This is a genomic window from Pseudomonas urethralis, assembly GCF_021602465.1.
Taxonomy (GTDB): domain Bacteria; phylum Pseudomonadota; class Gammaproteobacteria; order Pseudomonadales; family Pseudomonadaceae; genus Aquipseudomonas; species Aquipseudomonas vlassakiae.
On the sequence record NZ_BQIJ01000019.1, the window covers coordinates 79,434 to 103,604 of the forward strand.

General features: G+C 64.9%; 22 protein-coding genes. 12 read left to right on the forward strand and 10 right to left on the reverse strand.

All coding sequences use genetic code 11. The features are described from left to right. Positions 1-31: 31 nt before the first annotated feature. The 7 genes from ppc to L6D64_RS23960 all read left to right on the forward strand — a co-directional run bounded on the left by ppc (position 32) and on the right by L6D64_RS23960 (position 7,307). Entirely contained in the window at positions 32-2,659 is a 2,628-nt protein-coding gene (ppc, locus tag L6D64_RS23930; protein WP_176509727.1) for a phosphoenolpyruvate carboxylase, read from the forward strand. Between the two features lie 257 nt (positions 2,660-2,916). After that, a complete protein-coding gene (adk, locus tag L6D64_RS23935) occupies positions 2,917-3,567 on the forward strand; it encodes an adenylate kinase (RefSeq protein WP_028691565.1) in 651 nt (216 codons plus the stop codon). Positions 3,568-3,784: 217 nt separating this feature from the next. Next, the gene (tsaB, locus tag L6D64_RS23940; protein ID WP_176509726.1) at positions 3,785-4,459 is read left to right on the forward strand and encodes a tRNA (adenosine(37)-N6)-threonylcarbamoyltransferase complex dimerization subunit type 1 TsaB; all 675 of its coding nucleotides are present in this window, start codon (positions 3,785-3,787) and stop codon (positions 4,457-4,459) included. A gap of 132 nt (positions 4,460-4,591) precedes the next feature. After that, positions 4,592-4,879 (forward strand): hypothetical protein, encoded by a 288-nt coding sequence (locus L6D64_RS23945; RefSeq protein WP_176509725.1) that lies wholly within the window; start codon positions 4,592-4,594, stop codon positions 4,877-4,879. A 3-nt stretch (positions 4,880-4,882) separates the two neighbouring features. After that, on the forward strand, positions 4,883-5,752 hold the full coding sequence (locus tag L6D64_RS23950) for a DUF72 domain-containing protein (RefSeq protein WP_176509724.1): 870 nt from the start codon (positions 4,883-4,885) through the stop codon (positions 5,750-5,752). A 28-nt stretch (positions 5,753-5,780) separates the two neighbouring features. Then, positions 5,781-6,611, forward strand: coding sequence for an isocitrate lyase/PEP mutase family protein (locus L6D64_RS23955; protein ID WP_176509723.1), 831 nt, complete (start codon positions 5,781-5,783; stop codon positions 6,609-6,611). A gap of 6 nt (positions 6,612-6,617) precedes the next feature. Beyond that, the gene (locus L6D64_RS23960) at positions 6,618-7,307 is read left to right on the forward strand and encodes an extensin-like domain-containing protein (RefSeq protein WP_176509722.1); all 690 of its coding nucleotides are present in this window, start codon (positions 6,618-6,620) and stop codon (positions 7,305-7,307) included. A 2-nt stretch (positions 7,308-7,309) separates the two neighbouring features. Here the strand turns inward: L6D64_RS23960 and L6D64_RS23965 are convergent, their stop codons facing one another. After that, positions 7,310-7,930: an energy transducer TonB gene (locus tag L6D64_RS23965; protein ID WP_176509721.1), complete on the reverse strand. Its 621-nt coding sequence runs from the start codon at positions 7,928-7,930 to the stop codon at positions 7,310-7,312. 103 nt (positions 7,931-8,033) lie between these two features. Between L6D64_RS23965 and L6D64_RS23970 the strand changes: the two genes are divergently transcribed. Beyond that, positions 8,034-8,810 carry a class I SAM-dependent methyltransferase gene (locus tag L6D64_RS23970; RefSeq protein WP_176509720.1) on the forward strand — a complete coding sequence of 259 codons (777 nt, stop codon included), beginning with the start codon at positions 8,034-8,036 and terminating at the stop codon, positions 8,808-8,810. Between the two features lie 118 nt (positions 8,811-8,928). Here the strand turns inward: L6D64_RS23970 and L6D64_RS23975 are convergent, their stop codons facing one another. Further along, positions 8,929-9,570, reverse strand: a complete 642-nt coding sequence (locus tag L6D64_RS23975) for a TetR/AcrR family transcriptional regulator (RefSeq protein ID WP_176509719.1) — start codon at positions 9,568-9,570, stop codon at positions 8,929-8,931. A gap of 169 nt (positions 9,571-9,739) precedes the next feature. Here L6D64_RS23975 and L6D64_RS23980 point away from each other — a divergent pair, with 169 nt between their 5' ends. Together L6D64_RS23980 and L6D64_RS23985 are read left to right on the forward strand one after the other, a co-directional pair. Then, entirely contained in the window at positions 9,740-10,840 is a 1,101-nt protein-coding gene (locus L6D64_RS23980; protein WP_176509718.1) for an efflux RND transporter periplasmic adaptor subunit, read from the forward strand. 6 nt (positions 10,841-10,846) lie between these two features. Further along, positions 10,847-13,912 (forward strand): efflux RND transporter permease subunit, encoded by a 3,066-nt coding sequence (locus L6D64_RS23985; protein ID WP_176509717.1) that lies wholly within the window; start codon positions 10,847-10,849, stop codon positions 13,910-13,912. A gap of 36 nt (positions 13,913-13,948) precedes the next feature. Here the strand turns inward: L6D64_RS23985 and L6D64_RS23990 are convergent, their stop codons facing one another. The 4 genes from L6D64_RS23990 to plsB all read right to left on the reverse strand — a co-directional run bounded on the left by L6D64_RS23990 (position 13,949) and on the right by plsB (position 18,041). Beyond that, positions 13,949-14,635, reverse strand: a complete 687-nt coding sequence (locus L6D64_RS23990) for a DUF4197 domain-containing protein (protein WP_176509716.1) — start codon at positions 14,633-14,635, stop codon at positions 13,949-13,951. 33 nt (positions 14,636-14,668) lie between these two features. Next, positions 14,669-15,067, reverse strand: coding sequence for a YbaY family lipoprotein (locus tag L6D64_RS23995; RefSeq protein WP_176509715.1), 399 nt, complete (start codon positions 15,065-15,067; stop codon positions 14,669-14,671). A gap of 73 nt (positions 15,068-15,140) precedes the next feature. Then, the gene (locus L6D64_RS24000) at positions 15,141-15,473 is read right to left on the reverse strand and encodes a hypothetical protein (RefSeq protein WP_236192595.1); all 333 of its coding nucleotides are present in this window, start codon (positions 15,471-15,473) and stop codon (positions 15,141-15,143) included. 81 nt (positions 15,474-15,554) lie between these two features. Continuing rightward, positions 15,555-18,041: a glycerol-3-phosphate 1-O-acyltransferase PlsB gene (gene plsB, locus L6D64_RS24005; protein ID WP_176510099.1), complete on the reverse strand. Its 2,487-nt coding sequence runs from the start codon at positions 18,039-18,041 to the stop codon at positions 15,555-15,557. Positions 18,042-18,272: 231 nt separating this feature from the next. Here plsB and L6D64_RS24010 point away from each other — a divergent pair, with 231 nt between their 5' ends. Next, entirely contained in the window at positions 18,273-18,482 is a 210-nt protein-coding gene (locus tag L6D64_RS24010; protein WP_003252255.1) for a cold-shock protein, read from the forward strand. Positions 18,483-18,551: 69 nt separating this feature from the next. Here the strand turns inward: L6D64_RS24010 and L6D64_RS24015 are convergent, their stop codons facing one another. The 4 genes from L6D64_RS24015 to L6D64_RS24030 form a co-directional block, all read right to left on the reverse strand. After that, a complete protein-coding gene (locus L6D64_RS24015) occupies positions 18,552-18,929 on the reverse strand; it encodes a hypothetical protein (RefSeq protein WP_176510100.1) in 378 nt (125 codons plus the stop codon). 17 nt (positions 18,930-18,946) lie between these two features. Then, positions 18,947-19,759, reverse strand: a complete 813-nt coding sequence (locus L6D64_RS24020) for a putative RNA methyltransferase (protein WP_176510101.1) — start codon at positions 19,757-19,759, stop codon at positions 18,947-18,949. Then, positions 19,759-20,910 carry a succinyl-diaminopimelate desuccinylase gene (dapE, locus tag L6D64_RS24025; RefSeq protein ID WP_176510102.1) on the reverse strand — a complete coding sequence of 384 codons (1,152 nt, stop codon included), beginning with the start codon at positions 20,908-20,910 and terminating at the stop codon, positions 19,759-19,761. The genes L6D64_RS24020 and dapE overlap by 1 nt, the downstream gene beginning before the upstream one ends. Before the next feature lie 95 nt (positions 20,911-21,005). Next, complete coding sequence (locus L6D64_RS24030; protein ID WP_176510375.1) at positions 21,006-23,597, reverse strand: glycosyltransferase; 2,592 nt, start codon at positions 23,595-23,597, stop codon at positions 21,006-21,008. Positions 23,598-23,730: 133 nt separating this feature from the next. On the opposite strand from L6D64_RS24030, the gene L6D64_RS24035 reads away from it, so the two are divergent. Beyond that, positions 23,731-24,171, forward strand: a 441-nt coding sequence (locus tag L6D64_RS24035; protein ID WP_176510376.1) for a tRNA threonylcarbamoyladenosine dehydratase, incomplete at its 3' end; no start/stop codon positions are given.

The following is a 24,171-nucleotide window of genomic DNA, read 5'->3' on the forward strand; positions in this document are numbered from 1 at the left end:
AGCGTGGCGAGCCGCGCCGAAGAGAGGGCCAATGACTGATATCGATGTGCGCCTGCGTGAAGATGTCCATGTGTTGGGGGAGTTGCTCGGCGAGACCATCCGCCAGCAGCACGGTGATGCGTTCCTGCAGAAGATCGAGGACATCCGCCACAGTGCCAAGGCCGACCGCCGCGGTGCTGGCGAGCAGTTGAGCTCGACCTTGGCCGACCTGGCCGAAGAAGACCTGCTGCCCGTGGCGCGAGCCTTCAACCAGTTCCTCAACCTGGCCAACATGGCCGAGCAGTATCAGTTGATCCGCCGTCGCGATGCCGGTCAGCCAGAGCCGTTCGAGGCGCGGGTCCTGCCCGAACTGCTGGCTCGCCTGAAGCAGGCCGGGCACAAGGATGAGGCTCTGGCCCGGCAGCTCGCCAAGCTCGATATCCAGCTGGTGCTGACCGCACACCCGACCGAAGTGGCGCGGCGCACGTTGATCCAGAAATACGATGCCATCGCCGGCCAGCTGGCCGTTCAGGACCACCGCGACCTGACCCCCGCCGAGCGTGAGCAGGTGCGCGAGCGCCTGCGCCGGCTGATCGCCGAGGCCTGGCACACCGAAGAGATCCGCCGCACCCGGCCCACCCCGGTAGACGAGGCCAAATGGGGCTTCGCGGTGATCGAACATTCGCTGTGGCAGGCCATCCCCAACCACTTGCGCAAGGTCGACAAGGCATTGTTCGACGCCACCGGCCTGCACCTGCCGCTGGAAGCTGCGCCGATTCGCTTCGCCTCGTGGATGGGCGGTGACCGCGACGGCAACCCCAATGTAACGGCGGCCGTGACCCGTGAGGTATTGCTGCTGGCCCGCTGGATGGCCGCCGACCTGTTCCTGCGCGATATCGATGCGCTGGCGGCCGAACTGTCCATGCAACAAGCCAGTGAGGCCTTGCGTGAACGTGTGGGCGACAGTGCCGAGCCGTACCGGGCAGTGCTCAAGCAGTTGCGCGAACGGCTGCGGGCGACCCGCGCCTGGGCCCAACTCGCATTGACCAGCAACCAGCCGGCCAGCGCCGAGGTGCTGGTGGATAACCGCGACCTGATCGCACCGCTGGAGCTGTGCTACCAGTCGCTGCACGAATGCGGCATGGGGGTGATCGCCGATGGCCCGCTGCTCGACAGCCTGCGCCGGGCGGTGACCTTCGGCCTGTTCCTCGGCCGCCTGGATGTGCGCCAGGATGCCGCCCGGCACCGTGATGCGCTGGCCGAGATTACCGATTACCTTGGCCTGGGCAGCTATGCCGACTGGGACGAAGAACAGCGCATCGCATTCCTCCAGGCGGAACTCAAGAATCGCCGGCCGTTGTTACCCGCGCACTTCAAGCCTCAGGCAGAGACCGCCGAGGTGTTGGCCACCTGCCGCGAGATCGCAGCTGCGCCGGGCGCTTCGCTGGGCTCCTACGTGATCTCGATGGCGGGTGCGGCCTCTGATGTGCTGGCCGTACAACTGCTGCTCAAGGAAGCCGGCCTTACCCGGCCGATGCGGGTGGTGCCGCTGTTCGAAACCCTGGCGGACCTGGACAACGCCGGGCCGGTGATGCAGCGCCTGCTTGGCCTGCCGGGCTACCGCGCCAGCCTGCGCGGGCCGCAGGAAGTGATGATCGGCTATTCCGACTCGGCCAAGGACGCGGGCACCACGGCAGCGGCCTGGGCCCAGTACCGTGCCCAGGAGAACCTGGTGCGCATCTGCCGCGAGCATCAGGTCGAACTGCTGCTGTTCCACGGCCGTGGTGGTACGGTGGGCCGTGGGGGTGGCCCGGCCCATGCGGCGATTCTGTCGCAGCCTCCGGGTTCGGTGGCAGGTCGGTTCCGCACCACCGAACAGGGCGAGATGATTCGCTTCAAGTTCGGCTTGCCGGCCATCGCCGAGCAGAATCTCAACCTGTACCTGGCTGCTGTGCTCGAAGCGACCTTGCTACCGCCTCCGCCTCCAGCACCCGCCTGGCGGGCATTGATGGACCAGCTGGCAGCCGATGGCCTCAAGGCCTACCGCGGTGTGGTGCGGGAAAACCCGGACTTCGTCGAATACTTCCGCCAGTCCACCCCCGAGCAGGAACTGGGACGCCTGCCGCTGGGCAGCCGCCCGGCCAAGCGCCGCGCCGGTGGTATCGAGAGCCTGCGGGCCATCCCGTGGATCTTCGGCTGGACCCAGACACGCCTGATGCTGCCGGCCTGGCTGGGGTGGGAGACCGCCCTGAGCAATGCCCTGGCGCGAGGCCAGGGCGAACTGCTGGCGCAGATGCGCGAGCAGTGGCCATTCTTCCGCACCCGCATCGACATGCTGGAAATGGTCCTGGCCAAGGCCGACGCGCAAATCGCCGAGGCCTACGACCAACGTCTAGTGCAACCAGGCCTGCTTCCATTAGGTGCGCACTTGCGCGACCTATTGTCGCAGTCGTGCCAGGTGGTGCTGGGCCTGACCGGCCAGCCGGTGCTACTGGCGCACAGCCCCGAGACCCTGGAATTCATCAGCTTGCGCAATACCTATCTGGACCCGCTGCACCGCCTGCAGGCCGAGTTGCTGGCCCGTTCACGCAGCCGCGAAGCCGCTCTGGACAGCCCGTTGGAGCAGGCCCTGCTGGTGACCGTGGCAGGTATCGCCGCGGGCCTGCGCAACACCGGGTAAGGCCCGCCGTCGCGGCCCTTGCCGGTTGACCGGCAGGCGGCCACGACAGGGCGAGGAGGGTGGTTGCGCAGGGTGCAACCACCCTCCGTTCTGGTTACAGACGACGCAATGCTGCAACTTTGGGACGCTTGTCTGGCTGCCGGGCGCTGTGTATCTTGAGCAGCCTTTTGACCGATTTATGGTCATACCCGATTTTCCGGACTTGGCCTCGATTGCCGAATCCATTGAATTTCATAAAAAAATTTGAGGAGCACGAGATGCGCGTAATTCTGCTGGGAGCTCCCGGGGCCGGTAAAGGTACTCAGGCAAAGTTCATCACCGAGAAGTTCGGTATTCCACAGATCTCCACCGGTGACATGCTGCGTGCCGCCGTCAAGGCCGGCACCCCACTGGGCCTGGAACTGAAGAAAGTCATGGATGCCGGTCAACTGGTGTCCGACGAGCTGATCATCAGCCTGGTCAAGGAGCGCATCGCCCAGCCGGATTGCGCCAATGGCTGCCTGTTCGACGGCTTCCCGCGCACCATTCCGCAGGCTGAAGCGATGGTTGCAGCCGGCGTGGATATCGACGCCGTGGTCGAGATCGCTGTCGACGACGAAGAAATCGTCGGCCGCATGGCTGGCCGCCGTGTGCACCTGGCCTCTGGCCGCACCTACCACATTCAGTACAACCCGCCGAAAGTGGAAGGCAAGGACGATGTCACCGGCGAAGACCTGATCCAGCGCGACGACGACAAGGAAGAAACCGTGCGTCACCGCCTGTCGGTCTACCACAGCCAGACCAAGCCGCTGGTGGACTTCTACCAGAAGCTGTCGGCAGCCAACGCTGGCAAGCCGAAGTACAGCCACATCGAAGGCGTCGGCTCGGTCGAGTCGATCACCGCCAAGGTGCTGGCAGCCCTGAGCTGATCTACACACCTGACGCAGCGGCCGCTTTTTTGTGGGAGCGGCCTTGTCGGATCGCCGCACCGGTCGGATTGGGCTGCAAAGCAGCCCCTCGATTTTTGCCGTGTCGCTGACATCCTGGGGCCGCTTCGCGGCCCTTTCGCGACACAAGGCCGCTCCCACAGGGGCCGCAGCTGCTCTATACTGCCGCTCTTTTCCCTAGCACCTGGATACCCGTTCGATGACCACCCTGCTGGCCCTGGATACCGCCACCGAAGCCTGTTCCGTTGCGCTGCTGCATGACGGCAAGGTAACCAGCCATTACGAGGTGATCCCGCGCATGCATGCGCAGAAGTTGCTGCCGATGATCAAGCAACTGCTGGCAGACTCCGGTGTGGCGTTGAATGCACTGGATGCAATCGCCTTCGGCCGTGGCCCGGGCGCGTTCACCGGGGTGCGCATCGCCATCGGTGTGGTGCAGGGCCTGGCTTTTGCGCTGGAGCGCCCGGTGCTGCCGGTGTCCAACCTGGCCGCGCTGGCTCAGGGCGCGTTGCGCGAGCATGGCGTGCAGCAGGTGGCTGCGGCCATCGACGCGCGCATGGATGAAGTGTATTGGGGTTGCTACAAGGCCGAAGCCGGCGAGATGCGCCTGCAAGGGCTGGAAGCCGTGCTTCCGCCCGAGCGCGTGGCCCTGCCCGCAGGCAGCAGCGGTGACTGGTTCGGTGCCGGTACCGGCTGGAGCTATGCCGAACGCCTGGCGGTGCAGGCCAGCGCCACGAACGCTTCGGCATTGCCAAGTGCTCTGGATATCCTCAGCCTGGCCAGCTTCGCCTGGGGCCGTGGTGAGGCAATCGCCGCCGAACAGGCGCAACCGGTCTACTTGCGCGATAATGTGGCGACACCCAAGGCGCGCTGAGTGCTGTTCGTCGGTTATCGCGGTTGGCGATAAAACCTTTAGACGCAAACTGTGGTCCAGTTATCACTCGAGCATTAGCGACGCAATCCTGATGCTGCTAGATTGCCATCATTGGTCCTGAGTGCTCACTCCATGCGTATCGACGGTTTTTCCTCGCAGTCCTACCCGATCAAGCGCACGCCGCGCAAAGCAGCGGTGCGCGACGAGAGTGTCGATGATGCCGAGCTGATCGAGGAGAGCGAAGTCGCTCAGGAGGCTGCTGCGCGTCGTCGTCCGGCGGGCTTGCCGGCTCGTCAGCAGGACATGGTGTTCCCCCGCGCCCGTGACCGGCGCACCGCTACCGCGTTGGCCAGCTACCTCAGCACGGCCGGTTTTACCGACTGGGACATGGAAGTACTGGGGCTCGACCTGTACATTTGACGGATGAGTCCGTCACCCTTGCCTTATTTCGTAGGTTGCCCGTCCTGGAGCGAGAACGCCTGGCGCGAGTACCTGTATCCCGCCGACGCCACCACCCATGAAATGCTTGGCTACTACAGCCGGGTATTCAACGCCGTCGAGGGCAACACCACGTTCTATGCCCGGCCAGCACCCGGCACCGTCGCCCGCTGGGCGCAGGTCATGCCCGCGCACTTCCGTTTCACCGCCAAGTTCCCGGGTGATATCAGCCACGCCGGTGACCTGGGGGGGCAGCTGGAGTCTGCCTTCGACTTCACTCGTCTGATGGCACCCTTGGGCCAGCGGGTCTCGCCGTACTGGCTGCAGTTGCCGCGCCTGTTCAGCCCCGCACGGCTGGGCGAGCTGTGCCACTTCCTCGACGAGATCGCAGTGCCGGTGGCGGTGGAAGTGCGTCACCCGGCGTTTTTCGCCAAGGGCGAGGAAGAACGGCTGCTGAACCGCCTGCTCCACGAACGCGGCGTTGAGCGCATCTGCCTTGACCCCCGCGCCCTGTTCAGCTGCACCTCACGCGACCCGGCAGTGCTGCATGCACAGTCGAAGAAGCCCAAGGTGCCCCCGCGTCCCGCAGCCTTCAGCCAGTACCCGCAGGTGCGCTTCATCGGCCATCCACAGCTTGAGGCCAACGACACGTTCCTCACGCCCTGGGTAGACAAGGTCGCCGCCTGGATCGAGGAGGGGCGCAGTCCTTATGTGTTCCTGCATACGTCCGACAACCGTCTGGCTGCCGCGCTGGCCCAGCGTTTTCACCGACAGCTGATGGCGCGTCTGCCAGGCTTGCCCGCATTACCTGAATTGCCGCGCGCCCCTGAGGTCGAACAACTGGGGCTACTCTGACCCTTCCCTGACCCCGGAGGTTGTGATCATGGATGTACAGACCCTGCGAGCCGAAGCCTTCAAGGCGCTGCACGAGCGTGATGGCGCCTTCGTCATGCCCAACCCCTGGGACGCCGGCTCCGCCAGGCTGTTGGCAAGCCTCGGTTTCGAAGCACTGGCCACAACCAGTGCCGGCCTGGCTTTCAGCCTCGGACGACCGGATGCCGAGGGTGCCTTGAGCCTGGATGAGACATTGGCTAACGCCGGGGTGATCGTCGATGCCACGCCCTTGCCGGTGGCCGCCGACTTGGAAAATGGTTTTGGCGACCTGCCGGAGGACTGCGCCCAGACCCTCCTGCGTGCCGCTGGGACGGGACTGGTCGGCGGTTCGATCGAAGATGCCAGCGGCCGTCCAGAGGCGCCGATCTATGACTTCGAGCTGGCTGTAGCGAGAGTTCGAGCTGCGGTGCAGGCCGCGCGCAGCCTGCCATTCCCCTTCACCCTGTGTGCCCGTGCGGAAAACCTGCTGCATGGGCGTATGGACCTTGACGATACCATCCTGCGCCTGCAGGCCTTTGCCGAGGCGGGTGCCGATGTGCTCTACGCGCCGGGATTGCGCAGTGTCGATGAGGTGCGAGCGGTGGTGCAGGCCGTGGCGCCGAAGCCGGTCAACGTGCTGATGGGGCTGGCGGGCGTGCCGTTGAGCGTCAACCAGCTGCAGGACTTGGGCGTGCGCCGTATCAGTGTCGGTTCATCGTTGGCCCGGGCAGCACTCGGCGCGTTGCAGCGTGCGGCCCTGGAGATTCGTGATCAGGGCACATTCAGTTACGGTGAGCAGGCCTTGCCGTTCGCCCAGCTCAACGACCTGTTCCGTCGCTGAGGCGCCATGCGCGCCGTGATGCTGCCATGCGCCCTGCTGTTGGTGATGGCGGGCCTGGCCTGGCAATTCGGCTGGCGCCTTCCGGACAACTGGAACCCGTGGGCGGCGCTGGATGTGCGCCAGCCGCCGAACTGGCTGACGAATTACAAGCTGTCGCGGCTGCGCAACGACCCAGGCTTGTGCCGCAAGGCCCTGGAGACGTCCGGGCTGCGTTACCGGGCGCAGGTCGACAGCCCGCCATCGGCCAGCTGCCCGCTGCAGAACGTGTGGCGTATCGAGCGAGGGGACGTTCGCCTGAGCAGCAGCTTTCTGGCCAGTTGCCCGTTGGCGGTCGCCTATGCGTTGTTCGAGCGGCATGGGCTACAGCCCGCTGCGCAGCGGGTATTTGGCCAGCCTGTGGTGCAAGTGGATCACTTGGGCAGCTTTGCCTGCCGCAATGTCTACAACCGCAAGCAAGGGCGTCTGAGCCAGCACGCTACGGCCAACGCGCTGGATATCAGCGGCTTTCGTCTGCAAGACGGTCAGCGCGTCGTGCTGGCGCGGGACTGGCAGGCGGGCGGGCAGAAGGGTGAATTTCTGAGACAGGTACGACACGCGGCGTGCGACAGTTTCAGCACGGTGCTGGGACCGGACTACAACGCGGCCCACCACAATCACTTTCATCTGGACATGGGGCGTTGGCAGGTCTGTCGCTGATCTCAGGCGTGGACGCGAACGTTGTTCAGCACGACCGGGCGCGCCCAGTGCATGTCGAACTCAAGGTCGTGCTGCTGCTTGGCCAGGGTCGCCTCGTCAAACGGTTCCGGCGCGGGATCGAGCAGATTCCCTTCCAATTCGGCGATCGGCAGGTGCAGTGGGCGCGGTGAAGGGCCCGGGCCTGGTTCGGGGAGCGGGTGGCCCTGGCTCATCACCACCGGGCGCAGCCAGCTGTTGCTGAGGTCGAGCTGGCGCTGTTGCTGGATCATCTCGGCCGCGCTGAACGGTTCGGGCGCCGGCGCCAGCAGGTTGGCCTGCAATTCCGCCTTGGGCAGGAACAGTGGCTCGGGCGGTGCGACGATGGTGTCCTGTACCGGGCAGGCGCGCTGGGTTTCGATCAGGGCCAGGGCCTTGGCCCCGCCGATCGGCTCGCCGCTGGCCTGGTCATACTGGACCATGGCCTGGCTGACGCTGTCCGGTTCTTCCGCTTGCTGCTCGGCCATCGCGCGGGCGAAGAAATCCTGCCACAGGTGGCTGACGCCCCCGAGTGCCTGGGTATTCTGCCGACCGTAGTTGCCGACAGGCGACAAGTAGGTCAAGCCGATGGGAAGAGTATCTGTCATGGCAGTCGTGCGCGCTGTGCTCTGGCAGAATAGCGGAATATTGCCTGTATCGGCCGTGGCGGCCGATACATGAGGGGCAGGGTTCAATTTCTAGGTGTGAATGATGGAAGAGCAGGGCACAGGTATCCGGGTCGAGGCGCTGACGGCGGAGTTCGAGGCGCAAGCCGCGCGATGGGCCGAGCGCCTGGCGCTGCCACTGCAGGATGATACGGCCGCGTTTGCCGTGCAGGTGGGCATGGATGGCTTGCAGATCCAGCAGTTGGGGCCGCAGGCTCCGGGGCCGGTGCGGGTGGACTTCGTCGAAGGCCAGGCCGCGCACCGGCGCCAGTTCGGTGGGGGCAACGGGCAGATGATTGCCAAGGCGGTGGGCATCGCTCCAGGGGTGCGACCGCAGGTGCTGGATGCCACGGCGGGCCTGGGCAAGGATGCGTTCGTGCTGGCCAGCCTGGGCTGCCAGATGACCTTGATCGAACGCCAGCCGCTGATTGCCGCGTTGCTGGAAGACGGCCTGGCGCGGGCCCGCGTGGATGAAGAGGTGGGGCCGATTGTCGGGCGCATGCGCCTGCTGAACGGCAACGCCATCGAGCGCATGCGCAGTTGGGAAGGCGAGGCGCCGCAAGTGATCTACCTCGACCCGATGTTCCCGCACCGTGACAAGAGCGCTTTGGTGAAGAAGGAAATGCGCGTGTTCCGCCCGCTGGTTGGCGATGACCTGGATGCGCCTGCATTGCTGGAGGCGGCACTGGCATTGGCCAGCCACCGTGTAGTGGTGAAGCGGCCGCGCAAGGCGCCGATCATCGATGGGCCGAAGCCGAGTCATAGCCTGGAGGGCAAGTCCAGCCGGTATGACATCTATCCGAAGAAAGCCCTCAAGGCGTGACCGCCTGCCCCGGCCACTACGCGGCTAAAGCCGCTCCCACAGGCTCCGCACAGTTTTCAAAACCTGTGATACTCCTGTAGGAGCGGCTTTAGCCGCGAAAAGGCCGGCACAATCTGACTCAGACCTTGAACGCCCGGATAAACAATTCCACCACCTCACGCACATGGGCTTCGGCCTCATCCCCCTCCAGCGGCCCGGCACACCCCAGCAGCAAGCGGTAGTCCGGTGCGCCCTTGACCAGGCTGAAGAAGTGCTCGGCCGCCTGCAACGGATTGGCAATCCGCAGCAGCCCGCACCCATCGATCCTGCGCAGCAGTGCCTCCATCCCCATCAGCAGCCGCTTCGGCCCGGCTTCGTAGAAGTACGCGCCAAACCCCGGGTCCTGGCTGCCCTGGGCCATGATCAGGCGGCAGAGCTTGACTGCCTCGTCGCTGCTGATCAGCGCCTGAAAGCTGCGACCGATAGCCAGCAACACCTCCTCCACGGCTGCCCCATCTGGGTACTCGAAAAGCAAGTCAGGCAGCTGGTTCTGGCAGGTTGCCATGACTGCGGAGCCGAACAGCGTCTGCTTGTCGGTGAAATGGCTGTAGACCGTGAGTTTTGAAACACCTGCCGCCGCAGCGACCGCATCCATGCTGGTGTTGGCATAGCCAAGGCTGAGGAACAGGGCCTTGGCCGCTTCGAGGATGGCCTCGCGCTTGGCCAGGTCCTTGGGCCGGCCCGGGCCGTTGGGTGCGTCGTTGGACATTGGAATCCGCATTCGTTTGAGGGGGCGCCCATCTTACCGGCTCGGACGGCTCCCGGCTGCAGGTGGCGACCCTGGTTGATGTTGATTTTTCTTTCCGACGGCAGCTTCCCGGCCTCGGTTCCCTGATTTAATATACTCGCCAGTATAAATATTCGATGTGCACTTCGCGAAAGGATTCATCATGCTGCGTCATGCCTTTTCCCTCGTTCTGCCCGCCGCTGCCGCGCTGATGCTGGCCGCCTGCGGTCAGGAAGCCGCTCCACCCGCCGCGCCGCGCCCGGCCCTGGTGGTGCAGCCGCAGCCGGCCGAAGCCGCTGCCGACAGTTACCCCGGCGAAGTGCGCGCGCGCTTCGAGCCGGAGCTGGCCTTCCGCATCGGCGGCAAGGTCAGCAAGCGCCTGGTGGAGGAAGGGCAGCGGGTCAGGGCCGAGCAGCCGCTGGCCGAACTCGACCCACAGGACGTGCGCCTGCAGCTGGAAGCCAACCGTGCCCAGCTGGCGGCGGCCGAGGCCAACCTGTCGCTGGTGCGCGCCGAGCGCGACCGTTACCAGAAGCTGCTCGACCGGCAGATGGTCAGCCGTTCCCAGTACGACAACGCGGAAAATCTCTACCGCGCCGGCCTTGCCCGCCTGAAGCAGGCCAAGGCCGAATTCGACGTGGCCGGCAACCAGGCGGATTACGCCGTGCTGCGTGCGCCGCAGGCCGGTGTCATCGCCAAACGTCAGGTTGAAGTCGGCCAGGTGGTCGCGGCTGGGCAGACCGTGTTCACGCTCGCCGCCGACGGTGAGCGTGAAGTTGCCATCGGCCTGCCGGAACAGCAGTTCTCCCGTTTTGCCGTGGGCCAGGCTGTCAGCGTCGAGTTGTGGTCGCACCCCAACGAACGCTTCCAGGGTCGCATTCGCGAGCTGTCACCTGCCGCCGACCCACGTTCACGGACCTTCGCCGCACGAATTGCCTTCACCTCGGCCAAGGTGCCGGCCGAACTCGGCCAGAGTGCGCGGGTATTCATTGCCCATGACGGGGTGATTCCGCTTGCCGTGCCGCTGTCGGCGGTCACCGCCGAGAACGGCCAGGCGTATGTCTGGCGCGTCAACAAGGAAAGCCGCCTGGAGCGCGCCGTGGTGCGCCTGGGGCCTTATGGCAGTGAAACCGTGCCGGTGCTCGAAGGCCTGGCGCCGGGCGACTGGGTAGTCGCTGCCGGTGGCCACGTGTTGCGCGAAGGGCAGGAGGTGCGGCCGGTGGACCGCACCAACCGTGTGGTGAACCTGACGGCCAAGGAGTAAGTCCCGATGGGTTTCAACCTTTCCGCATGGGCGTTGCGTAACCGCCAGATCGTGCTGTTCCTGATGATTCTGCTGGCTGCCATTGGCGCCATGTCCTACACCAAGCTGGGGCAGAGTGAAGACCCGCCGTTCACCTTCAAGGCCATGGTCATTCGTACCCTGTGGCCGGGGGCCACGGCCGAGGAAGTCTCGCGCCAGGTCACCGAGCGCATCGAGAAGAAGCTGATGGAGACTGGTGAGTACGAGAGGATCGTCTCGTTCTCGCGCCCGGGTGAGTCGCAGGTGACCTTCATGGCCCGCGACTCGCTGCACTCCAAGGACATTCCCGAGCTGTGGTACCAGATCCGCAAGAAGGTGGCTGACATCCGCCATACCTTGCCGCCGGAAATCCAGGGCCCGTTCTTCAACGACGAGTTCGGTACCACCTTCGGCAATATCTACGCGCTGACCGGCGCCGGCTTCGACTATGCGGTGCTCAAGGACTACGCCGACCGTATCCAGATCCAGCTGCAGCGGGTCAAGGACGTGGGCAAGGTCGAGCTGATCGGCCTGCAGGACGAAAAGGTCTGGATCGAGCTGTCCAACCTCAAGCTGGCTACCCTGGGCGTACCTCTGGAGGCCGTGCAGCAGGCGTTGCGCGAGCAGAACGCGGTCAGCACCGCAGGCTTCTTCGAGACTCCCAGTGAACGCCTGCAGCTGCGGGTGAGCGGGCGCTTCGACAGCGTTGATGAGATCCGCCAGTTCCCCATCCGGGTCGGCGACCGCACCTTCCGCATTGGCGACGTGGCCGACGTGCACCGTGGCTTCAACGACCCGCCCGCACCGCGCATGCGCTTCATGGGCGAGGACGCCATCGGCCTGGCGGTGTCGATGAAGGATGGCGGCGACATTCTGGTACTCGGCAAAGCACTCGAAGACGAGTTTGAACGCCTGGCGCGCAACCTGCCGGCGGGCATGGAGCTGCGCAAGGTCTCCGACCAGCCGGCGGCAGTCAAGGCCGGGGTCGGCGAGTTCGTCCAGGTGCTGGTCGAGGCGTTGGTGATCGTGCTGCTGGTGAGCTTCTTCTCCCTCGGCCTGCGCACCGGCCTGGTGGTGGCCTTGGCCATTCCGCTGGTGCTGGCCATGACGTTCGCCAGCATGCACTACTTCGGCATCGGCCTGCACAAGATCTCGCTCGGCGCGCTGGTGCTGGCGCTGGGCCTGCTGGTGGACGACGCGATCATCGCCGTGGAGATGATGGCGATCAAGATGGAGCAGGGTTACGACCGCCTCAAGGCCGCCAGCTACGCCTGGACCAGCACGGCATTCCCGATGCTCACCGGTACGCTGATCACGGCCGCGGGCTTCCTGCCGATCGCCACGGCGGCTTCGAGCACTGGCGAATACACCCGCTCGATTTTCCAGGTGGTGACCATTGCGCTGTTGACCTCGTGGGTGGCGGCGGTGGTCTTCGTGCCTTACCTGGGCGAACGGCTGCTGCCCGACCTGGCCAAGCTGCATGCTGCCCGCCATGGCAAGGACGGGCACGCGCCGGACCCATACGGCACGCCGTTCTACCAGCGCGTCCGGCGTGTGGTGGAGTGGTGCGTGCGGCGGCGCAAGACGGTGATCCTGCTGACCATCGCTGCCTTTGTCGGCAGCATCCTGCTATTCCGCTTCGTGCCGCAGCAGTTCTTCCCGGCCTCGGGGCGCCCGGAGCTGATGGTCGACCTGAAGCTCGCCGAAGGTGCCTCGCTGGCCAACACCGCCGAGCGGGTCAAGCAACTGGAAGCGCTGCTCAAGCAGCAGGACGGCATCGACAACTACGTCGCCTACGTGGGCACCGGTTCGCCACGCTTCTACCTGCCGCTGGACCAGCAGCTGCCTGCCGCCAGCTTCGCCCAGTTCGTGGTGCTGGCCAAGTCGATGGAAGACCGCGAGCGCCTGCGCAGCTGGTTGATCAGCACCGTCGACCAGCAGTTCCCCGACCTTCGTGCTCGCGTCACACGCCTGGAGAACGGCCCGCCCGTGGGCTACCCGGTGCAGTTCCGGGTCACCGGCGAGCACATCGAGAAGGCCCGTGCCCTGGCTCGCGAGGTGGCCGACAAGGTGCGCGAGAACCCGCATGTGGTCAACGTGCACCTGGACTGGGAAGAGCCGAGCAAGGCGGTGTTCCTGGAGATCGATCAGGACCGCGCCCGCGCCCTCGGCGTAAGTACTGCGCAGCTGTCGAGCTTCCTGCAGAGCTCGCTGACCGGCACCACGGTCAGCCAGTACCGGGAGGACAACGAACTGATCGAGATCCTCTTGCGCGGCACCCAGCAGGAGCGTGGCGAACTGGGCAGCCTCGGCAGCCTGGCGCTGCCCACCAGCAATGGCCAGAGCGTGGCGCTGTCGCAGGTGGCGACGCTGGAATATGGCTTCGAGGAAGGCATCATCTGGCACCGCAACCGCCTGCCGACGGTGACCGTGCGCGCCGACATCTATGACAAGGAGCAGCCGGCGACCCTGGTGCAGCAGATCCTGCCGACCTTGCAGGAGATCAAGGCCAAGCTGCCGGATGGCTACCTGCTGGAAGTGGGCGGCACGGTGGAAGACTCGGAGCGCGGGCAGAAGTCGGTGAACGCCGGCATGCCGCTGTTCATCGTGGTGGTGCTGAGCTTGCTGATGATCCAGCTGCGCAGCTTCTCGCGCACGGTGATGGTGTTCCTCACCGCGCCGTTGGGGCTGATTGGCGTGACCCTGTTCCTGCTGGTGTTCCGCCAGCCGTTCGGCTTCGTCGCCATGCTCGGCACCATCGCCCTGGCGGGGATGATCATGCGCAACTCGGTGATCCTGGTGGACCAGATCGAGCAGGATATCGCTTCCGGGCTGGACCGCTGGCAGGCGATCATCGAGGCCACGGTGCGACGCTTCCGGCCGATCGTGCTGACCGCGCTGGCGGCGGTGCTGGCAATGATTCCGTTGTCGCGGAGTGTGTTCTACGGGCCGATGGCGGTGGCGATCATGGGCGGGCTGATCGTGGCAACGGCGTTGACCTTGCTGTTCCTGCCGGCATTGTATGCGGCTTGGTTCAGGGTCAAGAAAGCGTGAGGATTGCAGGGGAGGGCAAAGCCCTCCCCACGCCCCTCAGAGCGCGCCGAAGACTTTCTTGGCCAGGCTGGTTGCCGCCTGTGCCGGGTTCTGGCGAATGCTCTCTTCCTGCTTGGCAATCATCTCGAACAGGCCATCCAGCGCCTTCTCGGTCACGTAGTTCTCGATATTGGCGTCATCCTTGATCAGCCCCAGGCCTTTGGCCTGGCCAGCAAAGGCGTTGTACTGCTGGGCGACGCCGACCTTGTCGGTGGCCTGCTTGACGATCGGCAGGAACTTGGCGCGGATCTGCTCGCGGCTGCTCTTGTTCAGGTATTGGGTGGCCGAATCCTGACCACCGCTAAGGATGCCCTTGGCATCGGTCACGGTCATCTTCTTCACGGCATCCACCAGAATCGCCTGGGCCTGCGGCACGGCAGCTTCGGCAGCCTTGTTCATGCTGGCTTCCAGGGCTTCGACCTGGTCGCCCTTGCCGAACATCTTCATGGCCTTGGCCGCTTTGCCAAGGTTGCCTGGCAGCTCGATGCGCACATCCGGGTTATTGCTGAAGCCGCCTGGGGTGCTCAACTGCTTGACGGCGATCTGCGCACCCTGGGTCAGGGCATCCTTCAGGCCGCCAGTGGCGTCGGACTGGCTCAGGTCGCCAAGCGACAGGGCCAGGGCGCTGGCCGACAGCAGCAGGCCGGCGCACAGGGTAGTGAAGCGCAGTGAGGCGCGAATCATGGGTATTTCCTTGTGGATGAATGGGGGGCGGGCTCAGCGCACCGGGTCGACTTTGACACGTACCGGCTGCGGGTCGCTGCCGTCGAGCGCGACGCCGTGGTGTTCGGTGTTGATGAACAGCAGCTTGCCGTCCAGCTCAATCCGTGCGCTGAGCGCATAGCGGTGGCCGGGTTTGACGTGGGCCGGGTCGTAGCTGAGGTGGAACGGCAGCGGCACGTTGCCTTTGACCGGGCCGGCCTGGCGGGCCAGGGTCACGGCGGGGGCGTCCATCAGCGAGACGTCCTGCAACTCGACGCTCAAGGTGGCGGCCGGCGGCAGGGCGATGCGCTGCAGATAGAAGACTTCGCCATTCAGGCTGGCCTGGCTGGGCGGAGTGTGGCTGGAACAGGCTGCGAGCAGGGATGCGCAACACAGCATAAAGAGCTTTTTCATGGAGTCTCCGGTGTCCTTGGGGCTGGCTTGTGGCCAACCCTTGGGACTTTAGCGGATTTTCCCGGCGCAGTGGTCAGCCCTTGTTGTTGTCGCCGTGAATCCCCTCAGCGGATGCAGGGCTGAGATTGCCACCATGGATGCCCTGGGTGACGGATTCCGGCAGGTTGCCACCGTGGATGCCCTGGGTGACGGATTCCGGCAGGTTGCCACCGTGGATGCCCTGGGTGACGGATTCCGGCAGGTTGCCACCGTGGATGCCTTGGGTGACGGATTCCGGCAGGTTGCCACCGTGGATGCCCTGGGTGACGGATTCCGGCAAGTTGCCACCGTGGATGCCCTGGGTGACCGATTCCGGCAGGTTGCCGCCGTGAATGCCCTGGGTGATGCTGGATTTGCTCGACGTCATTAAGTAGCTCCTTGAGAGTGGATCAATGGGTGCTGCTCATTGATCCTGCGTTCTCTCAAGGCACCCTTACAGACTGAACGCCTACCCTTGGACCATGCTCAGGGTCTCATCACGGTGCAACGCTACCTGGCGGATCGACAGGCGCAGCTCCGCCGACAGCACACGCTTGGCCACGCCTTCGGCCAATTCGCCGAGTTTGTCGTGATAACCCAGCTTGCCGTTGCCATCCGGACGCAGCACACCCTGCACGATCAACGTCTGGATGAAGTGGCGGAACAGGGTCTTGTCGAAAAACTCCGGGGCATTCAGGCCATGCAGGATCGACAGGCGCTGGGCCATCATGACGCACAAGTCTTCCAGCTCTTCTGCGCTCAGGGTGTGCTGCCCGCTGTTGAGCAGCAGCGAAGTGGCCATGTAGAAGCGCTGCAAGGTCTGGGTGATGGTACGTGCGACCAAGGTCAGCAGCACGAACTGGCGTGAGCTTGGCGCCGGGCGCATGTACAGGTCGTTTTCGTGGCGCAGCAGGCCTTGTTCGACCAGCGCTGCCAGCCAGTGGTCGATCACCTCGTCCAGTTGCTCCGGCGCCCAGCGCAGGAACAGTTCGGCCTGCAGGTACGGATACAGCGCATGCACGTACTGGCCCAGCAGTTCGCGGCTCATGCGCGAACTGCTGAGGAAGAAGCTCGCCAGCAGGGCCGGCAGGGCAAAGATGTGCAGGACATTGTTGCGGTAATAAGTCATCAATACCGCATTGGCTTCATCCAGGTAGAGGATGCGACCCAGCGCGTCCTTCTGTTCGGCCAGCAGGTCCATGCCGCGCACGTGCTCGATCAGTGCCTGGCCGTCGCCTTCGGGCAAGGTGGTGTGCTCGGAGTACGGCACTTGGCGCAGCAAGGCCAGGTACAGGTCGAGCACCCGGGTCAGGGCACGCTCGTCCAGCGCCAGGCGGCTGGTGGAGAGCAGTGCCAGGGCCACCAGGTTGACCGGGTTGACCGCTGCCGCCTCGTTGAGATGGCGGGCAACCGTTGCGCCCAGGCGGGTGGTGGCATCGTTCAGCCAGGCTGGGCGGAACTGTGGGCCCAGCTCCTGCTCGCGCCAGCCGGGTTGCTGCTCGTCGAGGAACGCGGCCAGGCGGATCGGCTCGCCGAAGTTGACATAGACCTGGCCGAAGCGCTGCTTCAGCGCACCAAAGACTTTGAAAATGTCGAAGATCGACTCCTTTTTCTTGCTCGCACCCCGCAGTTCGCCGAGGTAGGTGCGGCCTTCCAGCACGCGCTCATAACCGATGTACACCGGCACGAAGACGATCGGCGTGCGTGAGGAGCGCAGGAAGCTGCGCAGGGTGATCGCCAGCATCCCGGTACGCGGCTGCAGCATGCGCCCGGTGCGCGAGCGGCCACCTTCGACGAAGTACTCCACCGGGAAGCCCTTGGTGAACAGCGTGTGCAGGTACTCGTTGAATACCGCCGTGTACAGCGGGTTGCCCTTGAACGTGCGGCGCATGAAGAAGGCACCGCCACGGCGCAGCAGGCTACCGATCACCGGCATGTTGAGGTTGATGCCGGCGGCGATGTGCGGCGGCGTCAGGCCATTGCGGAACAGCAGGTACGACAGCAGCAGATAGTCGATGTGGCTGCGATGGCAGGGCACGTAGATCACTTCGTGGCCTGGGGCGATGCCTTGTACCTGCTCGATGTGGTTGACCTTGATGCCGTCGTAGATCTTGTTCCAGAACCAGCTAAGCACCACCTCCAGGAAGCGGATCGCGGTATAGGTGTAGTCCGAAGCGATCTCGTTGCCGTAGCGCAGCGCCTGGGCTTCGGCCTTGGCCACGGGCATGTTCTCGCGCTGGGCTTCGTCGGTGATGGCCTGGCGAACCAGGGGCGCATGCACCAGGCCCTTGACCAGGTTGCGCCGGTGCGAGAGGTCGGGGCCGATCACGGCGGTCTTGAGGTTGCGAAAGTGCACGCGCATCAGGCGCTGGGCCATGCGCACGGTGCGCTCGTGACCCTTGTTGTGCTGCACCAGTTCGCGCAGGTGGATCGGCGCGGAGAACTGCACGCGGGTCTTGCGCCCCAGGATCAACACGGTCAACAGCCGGCGCAGGCGCCCGGTCACGGCCCAGCTGTCGGCGAACAGCAATTTCCACGGGCTGTTCTCGCTGGCCGGCGTCTGCCCCCAGAACACGCTGACCGGAATGATCTGTGCGTCTTCCTCGGCGTGCTGGCTGATGGCGGCGACCAGGCGCTCCAGGGCCGGCGGTGCGCCGCGCTTGTCGTGGCGGCCGAGCCAGTCCGGGTCCGGCGTCAGGTAGAAGAACGCGGCAGGTTCCTGCAGCGAGCCGACGGCCACCGGCAGCACCGGGCGCGGCAGCCCCGCTTTGGTGCATTCACGGTCGAGCACCACCAGGTCGGTGAGCGATGGTGACGGCAGGGCGTAGAACACCGGGCGGCTGCGGTCGAGCTTGAGGGTCAGGGACGACTGGTTGATGGTCTCGGAGCGCACCCACAGGTACATCAGGCGACGCAGGGCGCCGAAGATCAGGCGGCGCAGGGGGGAACGGGTCATGGGGTGAGTGCCCTGGGAGTGAATTTCAGAGAATAGACAGTCGTTTAGTCTGCCGTATCGGCGCAAGTTCAGCAAAATTCGGTAAATAGCGCGACGGTCATGAAAATTTTTTGTTCTGTGTCATATACTCGGCCTGCCACTTGCAGGATATTTCGGCAAGCGGCGTCGACATAGGGAGGACACCCTGTGTCTACAAGGCGATCTTCACAATAAAAATCCGGAGTAGTTCAGATGTCGTCTCGTGAGACTGGGAATGTTAAGTGGTTCAACGATGCCAAAGGTTATGGCTTCATTCAGCGCGAAGGTGGTGCGGATGTATTCGTCCACTATCGGGCGATCCGCGGTGAGGGGCATCGTACCCTGGTCGAAGGGCAGCGGGTGGAATACGCCTGCGTGCAGGGCCAGAAAGGCCTGCAAGCCGAAGACGTAGTCGGGCTCTGAGCCTCTAGCTGTAGGCTTCAAGCTGCAAGCGACCGTGTGCTTGCAGCCTGATGCAACCTTTCTTGCAGCTCAAGCAGTACGCCAGGTGATTTCCTCTTCACCGTCGGCGCTGATGCGGACCCAGCGATCGGCATCGTCCTCACCGTCTTCCTCGACCCAGCCACCCGGCGCGCAACGCACCTCGACGTTCAGCGCGGCGAACGCGGCGCGGGCGCAGGCAACGTCATCGGCCCATGGGGTCTGGTCGCTTTCCAGGTAGAGGCTGTTCCATTTCCCTACAGCCTTGGGTAACCAGGTGACCGGAATGTTACCGGCCTGGCACTTGAAGGTCTGACCTTTCTGCTTCCATTCGCTGCACGGGCCGATTGCCTGGCTGAGCCACTCGGCAATCTGCTTGTGGTCGACGTCGGCGTCCTTCAGGTAGATCTCGATATCGGGTTGGCGCATAAGGGCTCCGGGTGTGCTCAGTGTTGGCGCACGAAATAGTCATAACGCATGGAAACCGTCACCTCGAACGGCTCGGGCTGGTCGATCACCCGGGCGCGCTTCTCGGCGCTGGCGCGCCAGCCGTGCGGGGTCATCGCCAGCAGGTCGGCACGGGCCTTGGGTTGGACCAGGCTCAGGCGGAACTCGAGGGTTTCGCCGTGGGCGTGGGCCATGCCTTCGGGCACCAGGGCCAGGTGCTTGTCGTCGGCGTAGGGGCGCACTTCATCGTAGAGCACTTCGCGCAGCTCCATCAGGTGGCCGCTGGTCGGGCCCACGCGCATCAGGCCGCCACCGGGGCTGAGCAGGCGCTTGGCCTCGTCCCAGTCCAGCGGGCTGAACACGCTGGCGATGAACTGGCAGCTGGCATCGGCCAACGGCACGCGGGCCATGCTGGCGACCATCCAGGTCACCTCGGGCGCACGGCGGCAGGCACGCTTGACCGCCTCGCGGGAGATGTCCAGGGCATAGCCATCGGCGCCCGGCAGGGCCTGGGCGATCTGCGCGGTGTAGTAACCCTCACCGCAACCGATGTCCAGCCAGGCGCCGGGTTGGCGCTCGGCGGCAAGCTCGGCCAGGCGCTGGGCCACCGGGGCATAGTGGCCGCCGTCGAGGAAGTCGCGGCGGGCTTCGACCATGGCCTGGTTGTCGCCTGGGTCACGGCTGTTCTTGTGCTGCACCGGCAGCAGGTTCAGGTAACCCTGGCGGGCGCGGTCGAAGCGGTGGCCGGCGGGGCACACCACGCCGTTGTCGAGCCGCGACAAGGCTGCCTGGCAGAGGGGGCAGGCGAGCATCAGGCGAGCAACCGGACCAGGGTCTGGTAGTAGATTTCGGTCAGCAGGTCGAGGTCGCTGGCCAGGATCCGCTCGTCGACCTGGTGGATGGTGGCGTTGACCGGGCCGAGTTCGACCACTTGGGTGCCCATGGTGGCAATGAACCGGCCATCGGAGGTGCCGCCGCTGGTCGACGGTTGGGTGTCGCGGCCAGTGACGCCCTTGATGCTGGCCGACACCGCGTCGAGCAGTTCGCCCGGCTCGGTGAGGAACGGCAGGCCCGACAGCGCCCAGTCGATCGACCAGTCCAGCTCGTGCTTGTCGAGGATCGCCGAGACCCGCGCCTGCAGGCCTTCGACGGTCGACTCGGTGGAGAAGCGGAAGTTGAACAGCGCGGTCAGCTCACCCGGGACCACGTTGGTGGCGCCGGTGCCGGCGTTGAGGTTGGAGATCTGGAAGCTGGTCGGCGGGAAGAATGCGTTGCCTTCATCCCAGTGCTCGGCTGCCAGTTCCGCCAATGCCGGGGCGGCCAGGTGGATCGGGTTGCGAGCCAGGTGCGGGTAGGCCACATGGCCTTGCTTGCCGCGCACGGTCAGCTTGGCACCGAGCGAGCCGCGACGGCCGTTCTTGACCACGTCACCGAGCAGGGTGGTGCTCGACGGCTCGCCGACGATGCACCAGTCCAGGCGCTCGTTGCGTGCCTTCAGGCGCTCGACCACGGCCTTGGTGCCGTGGTGCGCCGGGCCTTCCTCGTCGCTGGTGATCAGGAAGGCGACCTTGCCGCGGTGGTTCGGGTAGTCCTGCACGAAGCGCTCGCTGGCGATCACCATCGAGGCCAGGCTGCCTTTCATGTCGGCGGCGCCGCGGCCGCAGAGCATGCCGTCGGCGTCGATCAACGCCTCGAATGGCTCGTGTTGCCACTGCTGCACCGGGCCGGTGGGGACCACGTCGGTATGGCCGGCGAAGCACAGGACCGGGCCATCCTGGGTACCGTGGGTAGCCCAGAAGTTATCGACGTCTTCGAAACGCATCGGCTCCAGCTGGAAGCCCACGGCGCCCAGGCGGTTCATCATCTGCGCCTGGCAGTCGGCGTCGACGGGGGTGACCGAGGGGCGACGGATCAGGTCGCAGGCCAGTTGAAGGGTGGGCGAGAGCTCGGCAGGGGCCGTCATGGGGGACTCCGGGGCAAGGCGAGGCGGGGAAATCTGAGGGGCGTTATCTTATATCAAACAGAGGGGGCTTGGGGGCGCAAAGCGCCCCCGCCCTCTCAAACCTGTTGTGCTTCGGCGGCCTTCTCGACCGGCTTGGGCAGCGACGACAGAAACGCCATCACCAGCGCAGCCACATAGGGCAGCGACTGCACCAGCAACATCGCCACCCAGAAGCGCATGTCCGAACTCGGCAGCCCCTGCACCAGGAATATGCCAAGTGCCGCGCCCCACAGCAGCAACATGATGAACAGCTCTTCCCGTGCTTCGGAAATCGCCACCAGCAAGCCATGGCTGTCGGCGTTCTTCGGTGTGCGGAAGAACGGCATGCTGCTGGTGAAGAAGCCGTAAAGCACCGCCTTGGCAATGGTATGCGACAGCGCCAGCCCCGCCAGTGCCGCAGCAAAGGCATCTTTGAGGTTCACCCCCACCGCGCGGCGGTAGAGGAAGATGATCTTGCCGACCTTGAAGAAGAACAGCGCCAGCGGCGGGATGGCAAAGATCATCAGCGGCGGGTCGACCCGGTGCGGGACAATGATCATCGCCGCCGACCACAGCAGCGCGCCGACCGTGAAGAAGATGTTCATGCCGTCGGCGACCCACGGCAGCCAGCCGGCCAGGAAGTGATAGCGCTGGCCACGGGTCAGCTCGCTGCCCTTGCCGCGCAGCAGGGCGCTGGCGTGGTGCTTGATGATCTGGATGGCGCCATAGGCCCAGCGGAAACGCTGCTTCTTGAAGTCGATGAAGGTGTCGGGCATCAGGCCCTTGCCATAGCTATTGTGCGAATAGGCGGCCGACAGGCCTTTCTCGAATACCCGCAGGCCCAGCTCGGCGTCTTCGCAGATGCACCACTCGGCCCAGCCCAGCTCTTGCAGCACGCTGCGCCGGGTCATGGTCATGGTGCCGTGCTGGATGATCGCGTCACGGTCGTTGCGGGTGACCATGCCAATGTGGAAGAAGCCCTTGTATTCGCTGTAGCAGAGCTTCTTGAAGGTGCTTTCGTGCTGGTCGCGGTAGTCCTGTGGCGACTGCACCACGGCGATCTTCGGGTCGGCGAAGTGCGGCACCATGTGCTTGAGCCAGTTACGGTCGACGCAGTAGTCCGAGTCGATTACCGCGATCACCTCAGCGTCCTTTGCTGTATGCGGGATCAGGTAGTTCAGGGCGCCGCCCTTGAAGCCGGCCAGGGGCGCGACATGGAAGAATTTGAAACGCTCGCCAAGCTTCTCGCAGTGGGCCTTGAGTGGCTCCCACACGGCCGGGTCCTTGGTGTTGTTGTCGATCACCAGCACTTCATAGTCCGGGTAATCCAGCGCGGCGAGGGCGTCGAGGGTCTGCTTGACCATCTCCGGTGGCTCGTTGTAGCACGGCACATGCACTGATACCTTGGGCCGGTAGGCGCTGTCGCCCTGCACCGGCAGGAATTCGCGGCGGCGCTTGTGGATCCATACGGCCTCGGCCAGTTCGTGGGCCTCGGTCATCAACACGATGAACACGCCCAGCGCGCCGAGCGCCAGCAACACGCCGACGGTCAGGCTGAACCAGGTGCTGTATTGCTGGCTGTAGTCATAGGCGATCCACACCAGCACCGACCCGCACAGGAAGGTGATGAAGGTGAGGAAGGTCCGGCCGCGCTGGCGCAAGGCCGAGCCGTCGATCAGCAGCACGGCCAGGGCGATCATCGCCAGGACCACCGAAGCGACCGCCAGGGCCCGCCACTGCGGGATCGCCACCACCGGCCCCTCGAAGTTGAACTTCTGCTGGCGCTCGGCGTTGTACACGCCCCAGTAGGCGCCTACCGAACCTTCGTCGTTGGCCTTCCACGGCTGGTCGTAGGCCTCGATGACGAAGTAGTTGTAGCCCCGTCGGTTCAGGGTGTTGACCAGGGTGCGCAGGTAGATGGCCTGGTCGGCCTGGGTGGCGTCGGCGCCGCCGCGCATGCGGCCGTTGCTCGGCCAGCCGACTTCCGACAGCAGCAGCGGCTTGTGCGAGAACTGGTGGCGTAGCTCGCGGGCGCGGTCGAGGACGAACTGCACCGAGTCTTTCATCGGCACGAACTCCCAGTACGGCAGGATGTGCGCGGCGATCAGGTCGACGTGCCTGGCCAGTTCCGGGTGTTCCTTCCAGATGTGCCATTGCTCGCTGGTGGTGACCGGCACCTTGACAGCGGCGCGCACGCGATCGAGGTACTGAATCAGCTCTTCGGGCGTCACCTCCTCGCGGAACAGCGCTTCGTTGCCGACCACCACCCGCACCACACTGCGCGAGTGGTTGGCCAGTTCGATACCTTTTTCGATCTCGCGTTCGTTGCGTTCCAGGTCCTTGCTGATCCAGATGCCCAGGGTCACCCGCAAGCCGAACTCTTCTGCCAGCCGCGGGATTTCGGCCTGGGTGCCCTCGACGGTATAGATGCGGATGTTGTCGGTGAGCTTGTTCAACTGCTCCAGGTCCTGGCGCATCTCGTCATCGCTGGGGTACTGGCCCTTTTGCGGGCTTTCCCCGAGGCGGAACGGCGAGTACGAGAAGCCGGAGATCTGTTCCGGCCAGGCAGGCGCGGAGACCGGGCGGTTGATGAGTGCCCAGAACCCGGTGAACAGCGCGGCGATGGCCAGGACCACCACCAGGTTGAGGCCGAATTTGCGAGATGACATTGTGGTCCGATTCTGTCCAAGTGATAGGACATTAAAGCAGTAATGGTAGGGTGTTTCCTAACGATGGAGGTGAAAGCGGCCGCTGGCCTATAATGCGCGCCGCATTTTCGGGTACGAGCGTTGAGGTAGGAACATGAGCACTGAAGATCCACGCTTCGCCGGCGTTGCCCGGCTGTATGGCGACCAGGGCCTGCAGCGCCTGGGCAATGCCCATGTGGCCGTCGTCGGCATCGGCGGGGTCGGCTCGTGGGCGGCCGAGGCCCTGGCGCGCAGTGGCGTCGGCGAAATCACCCTGTTCGACCTGGACGATGTCTGCGTGAGTAATACCAACCGCCAGGCCCATGCGCTGGAAGGCCAGGTCGGGCGGCCCAAGGTCGAGGTGATGGCCGAGCGCCTGCGGGCGATCAACCCGAAGATTAGCGTGCACGCGGTGGCGGATTTCGTCACTCGCGAGACCATGGCCGAGTACATCACCGAGGAGATGGATGCAGTGATCGACTGCATCGACAGCGTGATGGCCAAGGCCGCGCTGATTGCCTGGTGTCGGCGCCGCAAGATCGCCATCGTCACCACC

Bases quoted from the DNA above. Each gene is read 5' to 3' on its own strand.
- ppc (WP_176509727.1), top strand. From the start codon at position 32: ATGACTGATATCGATGTGCGCCTGCGTGAAGATGTCCATGTGTTGGGG.
- adk (WP_028691565.1), top strand. From the start codon at position 2,917: ATGCGCGTAATTCTGCTGGGAGCTCCCGGGGCCGGTAAAGGTACTCAG.
- tsaB (WP_176509726.1), top strand. From the start codon at position 3,785: ATGACCACCCTGCTGGCCCTGGATACCGCCACCGAAGCCTGTTCCGTT.
- L6D64_RS23945 (WP_176509725.1), top strand. From the start codon at position 4,592: ATGCGTATCGACGGTTTTTCCTCGCAGTCCTACCCGATCAAGCGCACG.
- L6D64_RS23950 (WP_176509724.1), top strand. From the start codon at position 4,883: ATGAGTCCGTCACCCTTGCCTTATTTCGTAGGTTGCCCGTCCTGGAGC.
- L6D64_RS23955 (WP_176509723.1), top strand. From the start codon at position 5,781: ATGGATGTACAGACCCTGCGAGCCGAAGCCTTCAAGGCGCTGCACGAG.
- L6D64_RS23960 (WP_176509722.1), top strand. From the start codon at position 6,618: ATGCGCGCCGTGATGCTGCCATGCGCCCTGCTGTTGGTGATGGCGGGC.
- L6D64_RS23965 (WP_176509721.1), bottom strand. From the start codon at position 7,930: ATGACAGATACTCTTCCCATCGGCTTGACCTACTTGTCGCCTGTCGGC.
- L6D64_RS23970 (WP_176509720.1), top strand. From the start codon at position 8,034: ATGGAAGAGCAGGGCACAGGTATCCGGGTCGAGGCGCTGACGGCGGAG.
- L6D64_RS23975 (WP_176509719.1), bottom strand. From the start codon at position 9,570: ATGCGGATTCCAATGTCCAACGACGCACCCAACGGCCCGGGCCGGCCC.
- L6D64_RS23980 (WP_176509718.1), top strand. From the start codon at position 9,740: ATGCTGCGTCATGCCTTTTCCCTCGTTCTGCCCGCCGCTGCCGCGCTG.
- L6D64_RS23985 (WP_176509717.1), top strand. From the start codon at position 10,847: ATGGGTTTCAACCTTTCCGCATGGGCGTTGCGTAACCGCCAGATCGTG.
- L6D64_RS23990 (WP_176509716.1), bottom strand. From the start codon at position 14,635: ATGATTCGCGCCTCACTGCGCTTCACTACCCTGTGCGCCGGCCTGCTG.
- L6D64_RS23995 (WP_176509715.1), bottom strand. From the start codon at position 15,067: ATGAAAAAGCTCTTTATGCTGTGTTGCGCATCCCTGCTCGCAGCCTGT.
- L6D64_RS24000 (WP_236192595.1), bottom strand. From the start codon at position 15,473: ATGACGTCGAGCAAATCCAGCATCACCCAGGGCATTCACGGCGGCAAC.
- plsB (WP_176510099.1), bottom strand. From the start codon at position 18,041: ATGACCCGTTCCCCCCTGCGCCGCCTGATCTTCGGCGCCCTGCGTCGC.
- L6D64_RS24010 (WP_003252255.1), top strand. From the start codon at position 18,273: ATGTCGTCTCGTGAGACTGGGAATGTTAAGTGGTTCAACGATGCCAAA.
- L6D64_RS24015 (WP_176510100.1), bottom strand. From the start codon at position 18,929: ATGCGCCAACCCGATATCGAGATCTACCTGAAGGACGCCGACGTCGAC.
- L6D64_RS24020 (WP_176510101.1), bottom strand. From the start codon at position 19,759: ATGCTCGCCTGCCCCCTCTGCCAGGCAGCCTTGTCGCGGCTCGACAAC.
- dapE (WP_176510102.1), bottom strand. From the start codon at position 20,910: ATGACGGCCCCTGCCGAGCTCTCGCCCACCCTTCAACTGGCCTGCGAC.
- L6D64_RS24030 (WP_176510375.1), bottom strand. From the start codon at position 23,597: ATGTCATCTCGCAAATTCGGCCTCAACCTGGTGGTGGTCCTGGCCATC.